Source organism: Faecalibacterium sp. OM04-11BH (assembly GCF_003482185.1).
GTDB lineage: Bacteria > Bacillota > Clostridia > Oscillospirales > Ruminococcaceae > Faecalibacterium > Faecalibacterium tardum.
In genome coordinates, this window is sequence record NZ_QULS01000001.1 from 127,639 (window position 1) to 140,961 (window position 13,323).

Sequence of the window (13,323 nt, forward strand, 5' to 3'; positions counted from 1 at the left end):
GTTCGCTCCTTTTCTTAAAAAAGCTTAGTCCTGCTGCTCCGGGGCGTCTGGCTGCGGCGCTTCCGGCTGGACAGGCTCGGCCTGCTCGGCGGGTTCGGCACGCTCAGCAGTTTCCGCAGGCTCTGCGGGCTGCACTGGGGCAGGCTGCACGGTCTGGTCGGGCTGCGCCTGCTCAGGCTTTGCATCCTCGCAGGGGGGCAGAGTGCCGCCGGCCATAATAGTGTTGAACTGCTCCTCGTTGAGCTTTTCGCGCTCCATCAGAGCCTTGGCCAACGCATGGAGCTGGTCGATGTGCTCCGTCAGGGTACGGCGGCAGGTCTCGTAGGCCTCGTCGATGATATCACGGGTCTCGCTGTCGATCTCGGCAGCGGTGGTCTCGCTGTAACCCTTGCCCTGACCAAAGTCGCGGCCAAGGAAGGTCTCCTCCTGCGAGGTACCATAGACCACAGGGCCCAGACGCTCGGAGAAGCCGTAGCGGGTGATCATCTGGCGGGCGATATTGGTGGCCTGCTGCAGGTCGTTGGAGGCACCGGTGGAGATGTCCTCCAAGATCAGCTGCTCGGCCACGCGGCCGCCCAAGCTGGACACGATGTCCTCAAACATCTCGCCCTTGGTCACATAGCTGCGGTCCTTCTCGGGCAGATACATGGTGTAGCCGCCAGCCTGACCGCGCGGGATGATGGTGATCTCGTGCACGCGGGGGTGGTGCTTGCAGTAGAAGCCTGCTACTGCGTGACCGGCCTCGTGGTAGGCGGTGAGTTTTTTCTCCTCCGGGGTGACCACGCGGCTCTTCTTCTCAGGGCCTGCCATCACCTTCATGGAAGCTTCCTCGATATCCTCCATGGTAATGGCCTTGCGGTTGCGGCGGGCAGCCAGCAGCGCGGCTTCGTTGACAAGGTTCTCAAGGTCTGCACCGGCAAAACCGGCAGTGCGCTGGGCAATGACCTTCAGGGAGACGTCCGGTGCAAGGGGCTTGTTGCGGGTATGCACCTTCAGGATCTCCTCGCGTCCCCTGACATCCGGCAGACCCACATAGACCTGACGGTCAAAGCGGCCGGGGCGCAGCAGCGCCTTATCCAGAATATCAGCACGATTGGTGGCAGCCATGACGATGATGCCGTCGTTGGCTTCAAAGCCGTCCATCTCCACCAGCAGCTGGTTCAAAGTCTGCTCGCGCTCATCGTGACCGCCGCCCAGACCTGCGCCGCGCTGACGACCCACGGCATCGATCTCATCAATAAAGATAATGCAGGGCATGGTCTTTTTGGCCTTATCAAACAGGTCACGCACACGGGAGGCGCCCACGCCGACATACATTTCCACAAAGTCAGAGCCAGAGATGGAGTAGAAGGGCACCCCGGCCTCACCAGCACAGGCACGCGCCAGCAGGGTCTTACCGGTACCCGGAGGGCCCACCAGCAGCACACCATGCGGGATGCGGGCACCCAGCGTATTGAACTTATCCGGGCTCTTGAGGAACTCCACAACTTCCTTGAGCTCCTCCTTTTCCTCGTCCTCACCGGCCACATCGGCAAAGGTGGCAGTCTTTTTGTTCTCGTGCTCGTCCTTTACCTTGGCCTTGCCTACGTTCATGATGCCGCCGCCACCAGCACCGCCGCGCATCATGGAGAACAGCAAAAAGCCGGTGCAGCCCAGCATGGCCAGATAGAACAGGATCTCCATCCAGGGGATGGTCTCCTTGGCAGGTACATAGTCGTACACCATGGGCGCATCGGGGTTGGCTGCATCGTACTGGGCGATGTAGTCCGACACATGGTCCACGAACATCCGGGCGTAGGGCAGCTTGTAGCTGACTGTCTCGGTGCCGTCATCGTTCTTCTTTACCCCGGTGGGGGCAGCGGAAGAGGAGGACAGCAGGCCGGAAAGCAGCCCGCCCGTGGACTGGGCAGTGCTCTGCTCGGCAGCGTTGGGCAGCTCCTGCGCGCCCTCCTTCAGGGTCATGGTGATCACGCCGGTGTTCAGATCCAGCGAGAATTTGGTGACCTGATTGCTCTCAAAATAGTGTACCACCGTGGAATATGCCATAGAGGAGCCGCTGGCGCTGCCGCCGGTGCCGCCCAGCACCGACCACACCATCAGCACGGCTGCCAGCACAATGGCGATCACCAGCGGATTGAAACGGGGTTTCTTCGGTTGCAAAAAAATCAACTCCAGTTCTGGATTTTTATAATGGACACGTTACTTCGTGTAGACCTCGGGTTTCAGCACGCCGACATAGGGCAGGTTGCGGTATTTTTCATCGTAGTCGAGGCCATAGCCCACCACGAACTCGTCCGGCACCTGAAAACCCTCGTAATCCGGCTGGATGTCGGCCTTGCGGCGGCTGGGCTTATCAAGGATGGTGCAGATCTTAACGGAGTTCGGGTTGCGCATCTTGAGCATGGGCACAAGGTTGGACAGGGTGACGCCGGTGTCCAGAATGTCCTCCACGATCAGCACATCCTTGCCGGACAGATCACCGTCCAGATCCTTGATGATTTTGACCAGACCGCTGGAGGTGGTATTGCTGCCGCCGTAGCTGGAGACCACCATAAAGTCGATATTGCAGGGGATGCTCACAGCCCGCATCAGATCGGCCATAAAGACCACCGAACCCTTGAGGATGGACACCAGCACCAGATTTTTACCGGCATAATCCCGGCTGATCTGAGCACCCAGCTCTGCCACCTTGGCCTTCAGCTGCTCTTCGCTGACCAGAACGGTCTTGATATCATCGTGCATACTCATTTGTTTTTTCCTCCTGTGTTTCGATCTCTGCATCCAAGTGCAGGATCCATCTGCTTTCCGTGTCCGGTGCAAGGCCATCGGCAAAGCCTTCTCCACACACCCATAAAATTTCGCTTCCGCTGGCAAGCAGCGGCAGCGTATCCCGCAGTTCGTTCGGGACACCGGCCTCGTTCATCCACTTACGCAGCGGCTTGCTCAACCCCCGCCCCGCAGGCCGGAAGCGGTCTCCCGGCTGTCGGGCACGCAGAACAAGACTAGTGTACAACGTAGTTATTCTAGCATAATCCGCCCGATTTTTTAAGTCTTTTTTATGAACGACTTGTATTTTTTCTTCAAAATCGGCTTTTAACAGCTCTGCTTTCCCTTTCCAGCCCCCGCGCAGCCGGAATTCCGGCTGTTTTTCGGGCAAAAAGGACAGCTGCGGCGGCAGGTTCTCCGGCTGTCCGGGCAGCGCTTGCGGCAGTGTTTCCTGCCGCAGACAGCCGTTCCCGGCGCAAAAGCGTACCTGCCCAGTCAGCTGTACTGCGCCGCTGCCCTGCCGCACCACAGCACACAGCAGCTGCACATATTTTTCCTCTGCGTCCCGCACCGGAGCCACAAGGCTGTGCAGCGCAGTTTCCAGCAGCAGCGGGTCTGCCGCCTGCAAGGGCGGCAGACGCCACGCCGGTTCTGCGCCGGGCAGGCGTGCCGCCGCCAGAAGCTTTGCAGCCCCGGCGGCAAGGTAGGCATCCACCCGCGCGGCCTTTTCACAGAACCGCGCCAGATTCTGCACCGCCGCCGCGTTGGTGCTTTCCAGCGCAGGCAGGGCGTTGTGGCGCAGCCGGTTGCGGGCGTAGGCGTCGGTGTCGTTGGTCTCGTCGGTGACCCACGGCTGCCCCGCTGCCCGACAGACGGCCTCGGTCTCGGCGCGGCTCAGGCAGAGCAGCGGACGCAGGTAGCACCCGCGCCTTGGCCGGATGCCGCCCGCCCCGTGCAGCCCGGTGCCGCGTGCCAGCCGCAGCAGCAGCGTTTCCGCTTGGTCATTTGCAGTATGGGCCGTAGCGATGGCATCTATCCCCTGCCCTTGCAGCTGCGCAAAGGCCGTGTAGCGCAGACGGCGCGCCCAGTCCTCCCCGGCGTGCGCTGGGGGCGGGGCCAGCTCTGCGGCGTGGAACACCCGCAGCGGCACGCCCAAGCGGGCGCATTCTGCCCGCACAAAGGCTTCGTCCCGGTCGGCGCTCTGCCCGCGCAGGCCGTGGTTTACATGGCAGGCAGAGAGCGTATAGCCGAACCTCGGCTGCAACTGCCGCAGCAAGAGCAGCAGTGCCATGCTGTCCGCGCCGCCAGAGACTGCCGCCGCCAGATGCAGCGGTGCGCCGGGCTGCAAAAGCCCCTCCCGGGTGCAGAAATCCTCCACCCGGGCAAGAATCGCGGCATCCATCAGCGCTTGAAGTCCACATCCATAAAGCGGGTGTGGGCACCGTCCCAGCCCAGCGGCACGGTACTGGTCTCGCCGTGACGGTTCTTTGCCACGATACACTCGGCGGTATCGGCATCCACCTCAGCGCCATCCGGGTTCTGGCTGGCGTAGTAGGAATCGCGGTACAAAAACAGAACGCAGTCTGCATCCTGCTCGATAGAACCGGAGTCGCGCAGGTCAGAAAGCTGCGGGCGGTGGCTGGAGTTGTTGCCCTGCTTTTCCACCGCACGAGACAGCTGGCTCAGCGCGATGATGGGCACGTTCAGCTCCTTAGCCATGATCTTCAGGTTTCGGGTGATGGAGCTGATTTCCTGCACGCGGTTCTCACTGCGCTGGCCGGTGGTCATCAGCTGTAAATAGTCGATGACGATCAGACCCACGTTGGGGCGGGCAGGGTCCTGATTCACCCGGCGGATCTTGGCCTTCATCTCGGTGATGGTGATACCGGAGGTATCGTCCATATAGATCGGTGCATCGTGCAGTTTTTCGGTGGCCAGCGCCAGATACTCCCAGTCCTCGGCGCGCAGCGCACCGGTACGGAAGGCTTGACTGTCGATACCTGCCTCCGACGAGAGGATACGGTTGGTGAGCTGTTCCTTGGTCATTTCCAAGCTGAAGATGGCCACCGGAACCTTTTGCTGCATGGCCACGCGGGTGGCGATGTTCAGTGCAAAGCTGGTCTTGCCCATACCGGGACGCGCTGCCAGAATGATCAGATCGCCGCGGCCAAGGCCTGTAAGCACGGTGTCCAGCAGACGGAAACCGGTGGGGATACCCTTGTACTTATCCGCATCCGGGCCGCTGATCTTTTGCAGGTTGGTCAGTGTTTCCACCATGCTGGACGAAAGCGGGGTCAGGGCGCTGGAATCGCGGCCGGAGCGGATCTCGTAGATGCGCTGCTCGGCGTTTTCCAGCAGAAGATCGGCGTCCGGCTCGTCCCCGGCGTCCTGCAAAATGTCCTTGGCTACCCCCATCAGCTGACGCACCAGATATTTTTCCTGCACGATCTGGGCATAGGCCTTTACGTTGGAGATGCTGGGCACCGTTTCTGCCAGACCGGTCAGATAGATCTTGGCCTCGTCTGCGCTGGGGAACACGCCATCGGACACCACTGCATCCAGCAGGGTAACAAAATCAATGGTCTGGTCGTTGGTAAACAGGCGCAGCATCTCGGTCCAGATCTGGGCGTTCTGCCGGGTGTAGAACATTTCCGGCTTGAGGATCTCCACAAGATCGGTCAGGGTGTCGGGCTTGAGCAGCACCGCGCCCAGCACGCTCTGCTCTGCCTGCATATTGTAGGGCAGATTGATGCCCACGCTCTCCAGATTCAGTTCATTGGAATAACGTCGTTCGTTCGGCATAGTAGTTTGTCCTTATCCAAAATCCAAAGCATCCTGTAAAGCCAAAAAGCGCCCCCTGCTGTGAGGGGGCGCAAACGGCACACAGATCAGGCCTGTTCCACTTCCACCTGGATCTTGAAGGAAGCCACGACGCCAACGTACAGACGGACCTTACCGTTGAACACGCCGGCATCCTTGATGTCCTTGGTCTCCAGCTCGATCTTCTTTTTGTCGATGGGTGCACCTGCCAGCGCAGCCAGTGCCTCGGCAACTTCCTTGCCGGTCACCTTGCCGTGCAGACGGCCGGATGCACCGCCCTTGGCCTTGATGGTCACGGTCTTGCCTTCGATCTTGGCAGCCAGAGCCTTGGCGGCTGCCACATTCTCAGCCTCGTGGAAATCGGCTGCGGCCTCCTTGCCGCGCGCCATGTTCACAGCGCTGGCATCCGCCACAGCGGCCAGCTTGCGCGGGAACAGGTAGTTGCGGGCGTAGCCGTCGGAGACCTCATGGATCTCGTCCTTCTTGCCGATGCCCTTGATATCCTGCTTCAGAATCACTTTCATGATAGTATCCCTCACTTCTCACCGGAAAACCGGTGCAGTCTTATGGTAATAGTATAGCGCATTTGTCGTTTTTGGGCAAGAGGAAGCGGGGCAGCATTTCAAATGTCCTTTTGCTGCACACCTGCCCCCTCAGTCGCCTGCGGCGACAGCTCCCCCAAGGGGACGCCTTTTTTTGCGGCGGTGACCCGGGGCAGTTACGCTCTTTATGCCAGCTCCTTTGCGGCCACGTCCAGCGCTACCTCAATGACCTTGTCCATATCGTAGTACTTGTACTCGCCCAGACGGCCGCCGAAGATCACGCCCGGCTCGGCATCGGCCAGTGCCTTGTACTGTGCATACAGGGCACCGTTCTTCTCATCGTTGACGGGATAGTAGGGCTCGTCGCCCTTTTTCCACTCGGCGCTGTACTCCCGGCTGATGACGGTCTTGGGCTGGGTGCCGAACTCGAAGTGCTTGTGCTCGATAATGCGGGTATAGGGGGTCTCGGCGTCGGTGTAGTTGACCACCGCGTTGCCCTGATAGTTGTCGGTGTCCAGCACCTCGGTCTCAAAGCGGACGCTGCGGTACTGCAGCGCACCCAGACGGTAGCCGAAGTAGGCATCCACCGGGCCGGTGTAGACCACCTTCTCAGCCAGTGCGTCCAGCGCGGCCTTTTCGGCCAGATAATCCACGTTCAGGCGCACCTCGGTACCAGCCAGCATCTTTTCCACCATGGCGGTGTAGCCGCCATTGGGGATGCCCTGATACAGGGCGTTGAAGTAGTTGTCGTCGTAGGTAAAGCGCACCGGCAGGCGCTTGATGATAAAAGCGGGCAGTTCGGTGCAGGGGCGTCCCCACTGCTTGCCGGTGTAGCCCTTGATGAGCTTTTCGTAGATATCGGTGCCCACAAGGCTGATGGCCTGCTCTTCGAGGTTCTGCGGGTCGGTAATGCCCGCAGCGGCCTTCTGCTCTTCGATCTTGGCCTTGGCCTCAGCAGGGGTCACAACGCCCCACATCTTGTTGAAGGTGTTCATGTTGAAGGGCAGGTTGTAGATCTGGCCGTGGTAGTTGGCCACCGGGCTGTTAGTGTAGCGGTTGAACTCTGCAAACTGGTTTACATACTGCCACACGGCCTTGTTGTTGGTGTGGAAGATATGCGCGCCGTAGCGGTGCACATTGATGCCCTCCACATTCTCGGTGTAGATATTGCCCGCGATATGGTCGCGCTTATCAATGACCAGACACTTTTTGCCTGCCTTTTTGGCCTCGTGGGCAAACACGGCACCGAACAGACCGGCACCAACGATGAGATAATCGTACTGTTTCATGTTTTATTCCCCTTTTGCCGGTCGTGCTTCCGGCGTAGTCTTTTTCTGGGAGAGATAATATTGGTCGATGGCATCCTGAATGCGGCTGCGGGCCGCCTGCGGGGTGATATGCTTCAGCTGGGCTGCTGCCATGGTCTGATGACCGCCGCCGCCCAGCGACTCCATGATCACCTGCACATTCACGGCACCCATGCTGCGGGCAGAGATGTTTACCCCATTGCCCACCTGCACTGCCACAAAGCTGGCGTCCACGCCCTGAATGCGCAGCAGGTCGTTGGCGGCCTGCGCAATGGCAACCCGGGCTTCCGGGGCGACCTCGCCGCCAATGGAGATGGCACAGTTTTTGTACATCTGCGCCTTTTCCACCAGATCGGCCTTGGCGTTGTACTCCACCATGGTCACATCGAACAACCGGCGCACCCGCTCGGTCTCTGCGCCGTAGCGGCGCAGTGCAGCAGCGGCTTCAAAGGTACGCACACCGGTGTGCAGGGTAAAGTCCTGTGTATCCAGCAAAATACCGGCAAGCAGACCTTCGGCCTCGATGCGGTTGGGCTTGTCGTCCCGCTCGCCCACATACTGCAACAGCTCGGTGACCAGCTCGCTGGCCGAGGAAGAATAGGGCTCGTGGCAGACCAGCGCCGGATTCTCGATGTAGCCCACACCCTTGCGGTGGTGGTCGATGACGGCCACCTTGCCGCATTTTTCCAGAATGTCCTTGCTTTCCACAAGGCCCACCTGATATGTATCCACCACGATACACAGGGTACGCTTAGAAATGATGGGCAGGGCGTCCTTGGGGTCAATGAAGTCATCCTTCTGCCCCGCCTTGCACAGCGCATCGATCAGGCTGGCCGCCAGTGTAGCGTCCCGCCGGACGGCGATAACCGCCGGCACATCGCAGATCTTACAAATGCGCAGCACGCCCTCGGCTGCGCCGATAGCATCCAAATCGCTCATGCGGTGCCCCATGATGACCACATGGTCGGCCTCCTTGATCAGCTTGACCAGCTGGTCAGCCACAAGGCGGCTGCGCACCTTACTGCGCTTTTCCACACCGTGGCTCACGCCGCCGTAGAAGGTAAAACCATCCAGCGTCATCTCAGCGGCTTGATCGCCGCCGCGTCCCTGCGCCATATCCAACGCGTGCTCGGCCATATCCTGCGCTTCCCGCAGGGTGCGTGCACCGCGTCCGATACCAATGGACATCGAAAGGCTCACACCGGGGTCCAGTGCGCGGATCTTATCCAGCACATCGTAGCCGCGGTTGGCGAACTGCTCCAGCTGGCGCTCCTCCACCACTGCGATGTAGCGGCCGCCGCTGCCTACCCGGCGCAGAAAACCGCTGCCGCGCCCGATCATATCCTCCAGAATGCGGTTGACGCCCTCCAGCAGGCGGGCGCGCTCGCTGTCCATCAGATCCCCGAACACGTCGTCGTAGCCGTCCAGCTGAAAGGCAAGATACCCCGGACGGCTGGCCTTGTACTCTGCCTCGATGCGGCGCAGCTCGGTCTCCTCGTTCAGCACCAGCAGGGTCATGCTTTCGGCTTCGCCGGGCACGGTGGAGCTGTGCACGCTCCAGTAGCCGTCGGCAAGGGTCAGCAGCTGTCCCTCACGCTTGCGGCACAATTGCAGATCCAGCCCGGGCAGCAGCTTCTGCACCCGGCTGGCCAGCACATCCTGCCCGCCCAGCAGACGGGTGCGGAACTGGCTGTTGTACCACAGCACCGTCTCGCCGGAAAGCAGTGCCGCAGGCTGGGAAAGGGGCTCCAGACTGAACTGCACCTTGGATTTTTCAAAGGTGGTGCCGCTTGTCCAGCGCACCACCCAGCTGCGCAGCTTGCAACGGAACAGAGTTGCCCCTATGCCCCACAGCACCACCAGCACAGCCAGCAGCGGCCATGCCATGGGGCGCTGCACCAGCAGTGCCAGCAGCAAAAGGCCGCACAGCACCGCCAGACTGGCCGTGAGCATTTCCAGTGTCCATCTTGGTTTACGTTTCATTGGTTTTTTTGCCTCCTCAGACGCTGCACCGCCTTGCGGTGCGCCCGGGTCAGACCTCCATCAGGATCGGCAGGATCATCGGGCTGCGCTTGGTGCGCCGGTAGATATAACTGCTCAGCGCCTCACGCACACGGGTCTTTACGCTGTTCCAGTCCCGGACGTGCTCGTCCACACAGCGCTCAAGTGCATTTTCCACAATGCTTTGGGCACCGTCCATCAGGCTCTCGTTCTCGCGCACATACACGAAGCCCCGGCTTACCAGATCCGGCCCGGCCAGCACCTTGCCGGTCTTACTGTCCACGGTGGCCACGATGATGACAAGACCGTCCTCGGAGAGGTGCTTGCGGTCCCGCAGCACCACGTTGCCCACATCGCCCACGCCAAGGCCGTCCACCATAACGGCACCGGCGGTCACCGGCTCGCCCAGTTTCATCTCGTCCTGCGAGAGGATAACGTTGGAGCCGTTTTCGGCGATCAGGATATTGCTGGTGGGGATGCCCAGACTTGCAGCGGTGAGGGCGTGCTTTTTCAGCTGCTTATACTCGCCGTGCACGGGCAGGAAGTACTTGGGCTTGGTCAGGGTGAGCATCAGCTTCTGCTCCTCCTGACAGGCGTGGCCGGAAACGTGCACATCGTACATGCTCTCGTAGATGACCTCTGCGCCCAGCAGCAGCAGACCGTTGACGATCTTGGTCACGCTCTTTTCGTTGCCGGGGATGGGGTTTGCGGAGATGATGATGAAGTCGCCGGGGCCTACCCGTACCTGACGGTGGCTGCAGGAGGCCATACGGCTCAGCGCGCTCAGAGGCTCGCCCTGACTGCCGGTGGTCACCAGCACCACCTGCTCCGGCGGGTACTGGTTCAGCTCGTCTACGCTGATCAGGGTGCCCTCCGGGATGTGCATATAGCCCAGTTCCTGCGCCATGGCGGTGTTGTTGACCATGCTGCGTCCGCTGAAGGCCACCTTGCGGCCATCCTCCACGGCCAGATCGATGATCTGCTGCACGCGGTAGATGTTGGAGGCAAAGGTCGCAATGATAATGCGCTTATTGCGGGCGCGGGCAAACAGGCTGCGCACACCGGCGGCCACCTTCTGCTCGGTGGCGGTAAAGCCCGGGCGCTCCGCGTTGGTGGAGTCGCTCAGCAGGGCCAGCACACCGCGCTGCCCGTACTCGGACAGGGTGGACAGGTCGGTCACGCCGCAGGCCAGCGGGGTGTAGTCGATCTTAAAGTCGCCGGTCTGGATAATGGTACCGGCGGGGCTGTCGATAGCAAAAGCCACGGCATCCGGGATGGAGTGGTTCACATGGATAGGCTCCACGGTAAAGCAGCCCAGCTTGATCTTCTGACGGGGCACGATCTCCACAAACTTGGTCTTACCGGCAAGGCCGAACTCCTCCAGCTTGTTCTTGATCAGGCCGCAGGTCAGACGGGTGCCATACACCGGCAGGCTGATCTTTTGCAGCAGATAGGGAATGCTGCCAATGTGGTCCTCATGGCCGTGGGTGATGAGCAGACCCTTGATCTTGTCCTTGTTCTGCACCACAAAGGTGAAGTCCGGAATGACCATATCCACGCCGAACATCTCGCTGTCCGGGAACACCAGACCGCAGTCCACGATGATCATATCACCGTTGCACTCGTAGACGGTCATGTTCTTGCCGACCTCGCCCAGACCGCCCAGCGGGTAGATATGGATGGGGGTCGCTGCCTCCTTGGGCTGCTGCGCACGGCGCGGGCGGCGGTTATAGTAGGGGCGGCGGGTGGTGGGACGGGCACGCTTTTCCCCTGCGGGAGCAGTGCCGTTTGCGGCGGCTGCCTTGGGCGCTGCCGGAGCTTTTGCGCGGGATGCGGGGTTATTTTCTTTTGTTTGAGCCATTCTTTACCTCCAGATTCAATTGCAAGCCAGACCGCGCTCCGCCGGGGAGAGCAGCCGCACCTTGCACAGGGGAAGCACCTGAAACTGCATCGGCTTCCGGTTGATGCATCGTATAGAATTTATCGTTCAGCGTGCTTTTTGCAGCAGCGCTGTTGGTTCCGCAAGAGATTCTTGGCCATGTAAGTCCATCTGTTCGATGCGACTGTGGCGTTTCTGCCGGAACAGCCGGGCGCACGCCTTTGGTGCACCCCTATACGCATTTTGTTACGCTAAGTATAGTATCTCGCACCGGTTTTGTCAATTCCAAGGTTTGGCAAAACCGGGCCGGCGTATACATTGGCTCTTGACATCCCGGGCAAAATAGCGCTAAATAAAGGTATTCTATTCTATAAGGAGAACCCCATGAAACAGGTAGAGGTGTACACAGACGGCGCTTGCAGCGGCAACCCCGGCCCGGGCGGCTGGGGTGCGGTGCTGCGCTACCGCTTTGACGGCAAGGTGTACGAAAAGGAACTGAGCGGCGGCGACGCCAGCACCACCAACAACCGCATGGAGCTGACGGCCTTTATCGAGGCGCTGCGCCAGCTCAAGGAGCCCTGCGAGGTGCGGCTGTGCTCCGACAGCCAGTACGTCATCAATGGGCTGGAAAAGGGCTGGGCCAAGGGCTGGAAGCGCCGGGGCTGGAAAAAAGCCGATGGCTCCCCTGCCCTGAATCCGGACTTATGGGCACAGGCACTGGAGCAGGAGGCACGGCACAAAATCACCTATGTCTGGGTAAAAGGCCACGCAGGCCACCCGGAAAATGAACGCTGCGACCAGCTGGCCGTAGCACAAAGCAAAGCACATGGCGGGAGGCAGGGAACATGAGCGACGCATTTTTACCCGGCAACGGGTTCGACACCTACGAAACACAGGACAAAGTGCTTGTCAGCATGGACGGCACCGTAGATTGCGGCGTTGCGGTGCGCATTTTGCAGCAGCAGGGCTTCGGCGTGGCCGGGGCTGTGGTGCAGCTGGCCGCTGACCAGAGCGCTTGGGCCGCAGCCGCACGGCAGGCTGCCGAGGCTCTTGGCATCGAGTGCATCGTACTGAAGGCAGAAGCACTGGCAGACCAGCCCGCCGAGGTGCTGGGCAGCGGCAACGATGCACGTTTTGCCGCCCTGCTGACCGCTGCCGACAAGCTGGGCATCCAGTACATTGCCACCGGGCACCACGCCCGGGTAGAGTTGGGCAGCGATGGTGTGCACACCGTCTGCCCCGCCGTGGATGCTGCACTGGACGAAAGCGCCGCACTGGCGGCGCTGCCGCAGGACACCCTTGCCCGGCTGCTGCTGCCCTTGGGCGAATTTACCGCCGCCGACGTGCAGGAGATGGCACAGGATTTTAAAGTGAACGGAACGGTCTGACACCGCAGAAAACACGCATTGCATTTTTACCGGCAAAGCAAAAAGAAGCGCCGCATCTGTACGATGCAGCGCTTCTTTTTTGCACATCTTAGTTTTGCGGGTGCACGATATCGCGCCAGTCCAGATCTCCGCGCTCAAGTCCGTGGATCAGTACCTCAGCAGTAGCAATGTTGGTAGCCATGGGGATGTTGTGCACATCGCACAGGCGCAGCAGGGTCATCTCATTCGGCTCGCTGGGCTTTGCATTGATGGGGTCGCGGAAGAACAGCAGCAGGTCGATCTCGTTGCAGGCAATGCGGGACGCGATCTGCTGGTCGCCGCCCTGCACACCGGCCAGAAAACGCTGTACCTGCAGGCCGGTGGCCTCGGAAATCAGTTTGCCGGTCGTGCCGGTCGCCACCAATTTATGCTGGCTCAGAATGCGGCAGTACGCCGTGCAGAACTGAACCATCAGCTCCTTTTTGGAGTCATGCGCGATCAGGGCAATCGTCATCTGTAGATCTCTCCTCTATTGAAACATTTATATATAAAACGCTTGATAAATTTCCTTTGTTATACATGATATCACAAACGCAACTCATTTACAACAGGTTTTTGGACACAATATTCAAATTTTCGTT

At 60.2% G+C, this 13,323-nt stretch carries 11 protein-coding genes; 2 read left to right on the forward strand and 9 right to left on the reverse strand.

What is annotated here, in order from left to right; all coding sequences use genetic code 11:
- Positions 1-24: 24 nt before the first annotated feature.
- From ftsH to DXB44_RS00600, 8 genes are all read right to left on the reverse strand, one after another.
- Positions 25-2,169, reverse strand: coding sequence for an ATP-dependent zinc metalloprotease FtsH (gene ftsH / locus DXB44_RS00565; protein WP_118657365.1), 2,145 nt, complete (start codon positions 2,167-2,169; stop codon positions 25-27).
- A 30-nt stretch (positions 2,170-2,199) separates the two neighbouring features.
- On the reverse strand, positions 2,200-2,748 hold the full coding sequence (gene hpt, locus DXB44_RS00570) for a hypoxanthine phosphoribosyltransferase (protein WP_055185051.1): 549 nt from the start codon (positions 2,746-2,748) through the stop codon (positions 2,200-2,202).
- The gene (gene tilS / locus DXB44_RS00575; protein WP_118657366.1) at positions 2,732-4,168 is read right to left on the reverse strand and encodes a tRNA lysidine(34) synthetase TilS; all 1,437 of its coding nucleotides are present in this window, start codon (positions 4,166-4,168) and stop codon (positions 2,732-2,734) included. The genes hpt and tilS overlap by 17 nt, the downstream gene beginning before the upstream one ends.
- Entirely contained in the window at positions 4,168-5,568 is a 1,401-nt protein-coding gene (dnaB, locus tag DXB44_RS00580; protein WP_097779667.1) for a replicative DNA helicase, read from the reverse strand. Before dnaB ends, tilS begins: the two co-directional genes overlap by 1 nt.
- 86 nt (positions 5,569-5,654) lie before the next feature.
- Positions 5,655-6,110, reverse strand: a complete 456-nt coding sequence (rplI, locus tag DXB44_RS00585) for a 50S ribosomal protein L9 (RefSeq protein ID WP_005923531.1) — start codon at positions 6,108-6,110, stop codon at positions 5,655-5,657.
- Between the two features lie 203 nt (positions 6,111-6,313).
- Complete coding sequence (gene glf, locus DXB44_RS00590) at positions 6,314-7,417, reverse strand: UDP-galactopyranose mutase (RefSeq protein ID WP_118657367.1); 1,104 nt, start codon at positions 7,415-7,417, stop codon at positions 6,314-6,316.
- A 3-nt stretch (positions 7,418-7,420) separates the two neighbouring features.
- On the reverse strand, positions 7,421-9,418 hold the full coding sequence (locus tag DXB44_RS00595; protein ID WP_199680536.1) for a DHH family phosphoesterase: 1,998 nt from the start codon (positions 9,416-9,418) through the stop codon (positions 7,421-7,423).
- 49 nt (positions 9,419-9,467) lie between these two features.
- Entirely contained in the window at positions 9,468-11,297 is a 1,830-nt protein-coding gene (locus DXB44_RS00600; protein WP_118657368.1) for a ribonuclease J, read from the reverse strand.
- 402 nt (positions 11,298-11,699) lie between these two features.
- On the opposite strand from DXB44_RS00600, the gene rnhA reads away from it, so the two are divergent.
- Complete coding sequence (rnhA, locus tag DXB44_RS00605) at positions 11,700-12,164, forward strand: ribonuclease HI (RefSeq protein WP_015537876.1); 465 nt, start codon at positions 11,700-11,702, stop codon at positions 12,162-12,164.
- The gene (locus DXB44_RS00610; RefSeq protein WP_097779665.1) at positions 12,161-12,703 is read left to right on the forward strand and encodes a hypothetical protein; all 543 of its coding nucleotides are present in this window, start codon (positions 12,161-12,163) and stop codon (positions 12,701-12,703) included. The genes rnhA and DXB44_RS00610 overlap by 4 nt, the downstream gene beginning before the upstream one ends.
- 88 nt (positions 12,704-12,791) lie before the next feature.
- On the opposite strand, the gene mgsA is transcribed toward DXB44_RS00610, so the two are convergent.
- Positions 12,792-13,196 (reverse strand): methylglyoxal synthase, encoded by a 405-nt coding sequence (mgsA, locus tag DXB44_RS00615; RefSeq protein WP_005923510.1) that lies wholly within the window; start codon positions 13,194-13,196, stop codon positions 12,792-12,794.
- Positions 13,197-13,323 lie beyond the last annotated feature (127 nt).

What these genes read in the sequence shown, in the direction of transcription:
- mgsA (WP_005923510.1), bottom strand. Translation starts at nt 13,196, where the DNA reads ATGACGATTGCCCTGATCGCGCATGACTCCAAAAAGGAGCTGATGGTT.
- dnaB (WP_097779667.1), bottom strand. Translation starts at nt 5,568, where the DNA reads ATGCCGAACGAACGACGTTATTCCAATGAACTGAATCTGGAGAGCGTG.
- DXB44_RS00595 (WP_199680536.1), bottom strand. Translation starts at nt 9,418, where the DNA reads ATGAAACGTAAACCAAGATGGACACTGGAAATGCTCACGGCCAGTCTG.
- rnhA (WP_015537876.1), top strand. Translation starts at nt 11,700, where the DNA reads ATGAAACAGGTAGAGGTGTACACAGACGGCGCTTGCAGCGGCAACCCC.
- hpt (WP_055185051.1), bottom strand. Translation starts at nt 2,748, where the DNA reads ATGAGTATGCACGATGATATCAAGACCGTTCTGGTCAGCGAAGAGCAG.
- DXB44_RS00610 (WP_097779665.1), top strand. Translation starts at nt 12,161, where the DNA reads ATGAGCGACGCATTTTTACCCGGCAACGGGTTCGACACCTACGAAACA.
- tilS (WP_118657366.1), bottom strand. Translation starts at nt 4,168, where the DNA reads ATGGATGCCGCGATTCTTGCCCGGGTGGAGGATTTCTGCACCCGGGAG.
- glf (WP_118657367.1), bottom strand. Translation starts at nt 7,417, where the DNA reads ATGAAACAGTACGATTATCTCATCGTTGGTGCCGGTCTGTTCGGTGCC.
- DXB44_RS00600 (WP_118657368.1), bottom strand. Translation starts at nt 11,297, where the DNA reads ATGGCTCAAACAAAAGAAAATAACCCCGCATCCCGCGCAAAAGCTCCG.
- rplI (WP_005923531.1), bottom strand. Translation starts at nt 6,110, where the DNA reads ATGAAAGTGATTCTGAAGCAGGATATCAAGGGCATCGGCAAGAAGGAC.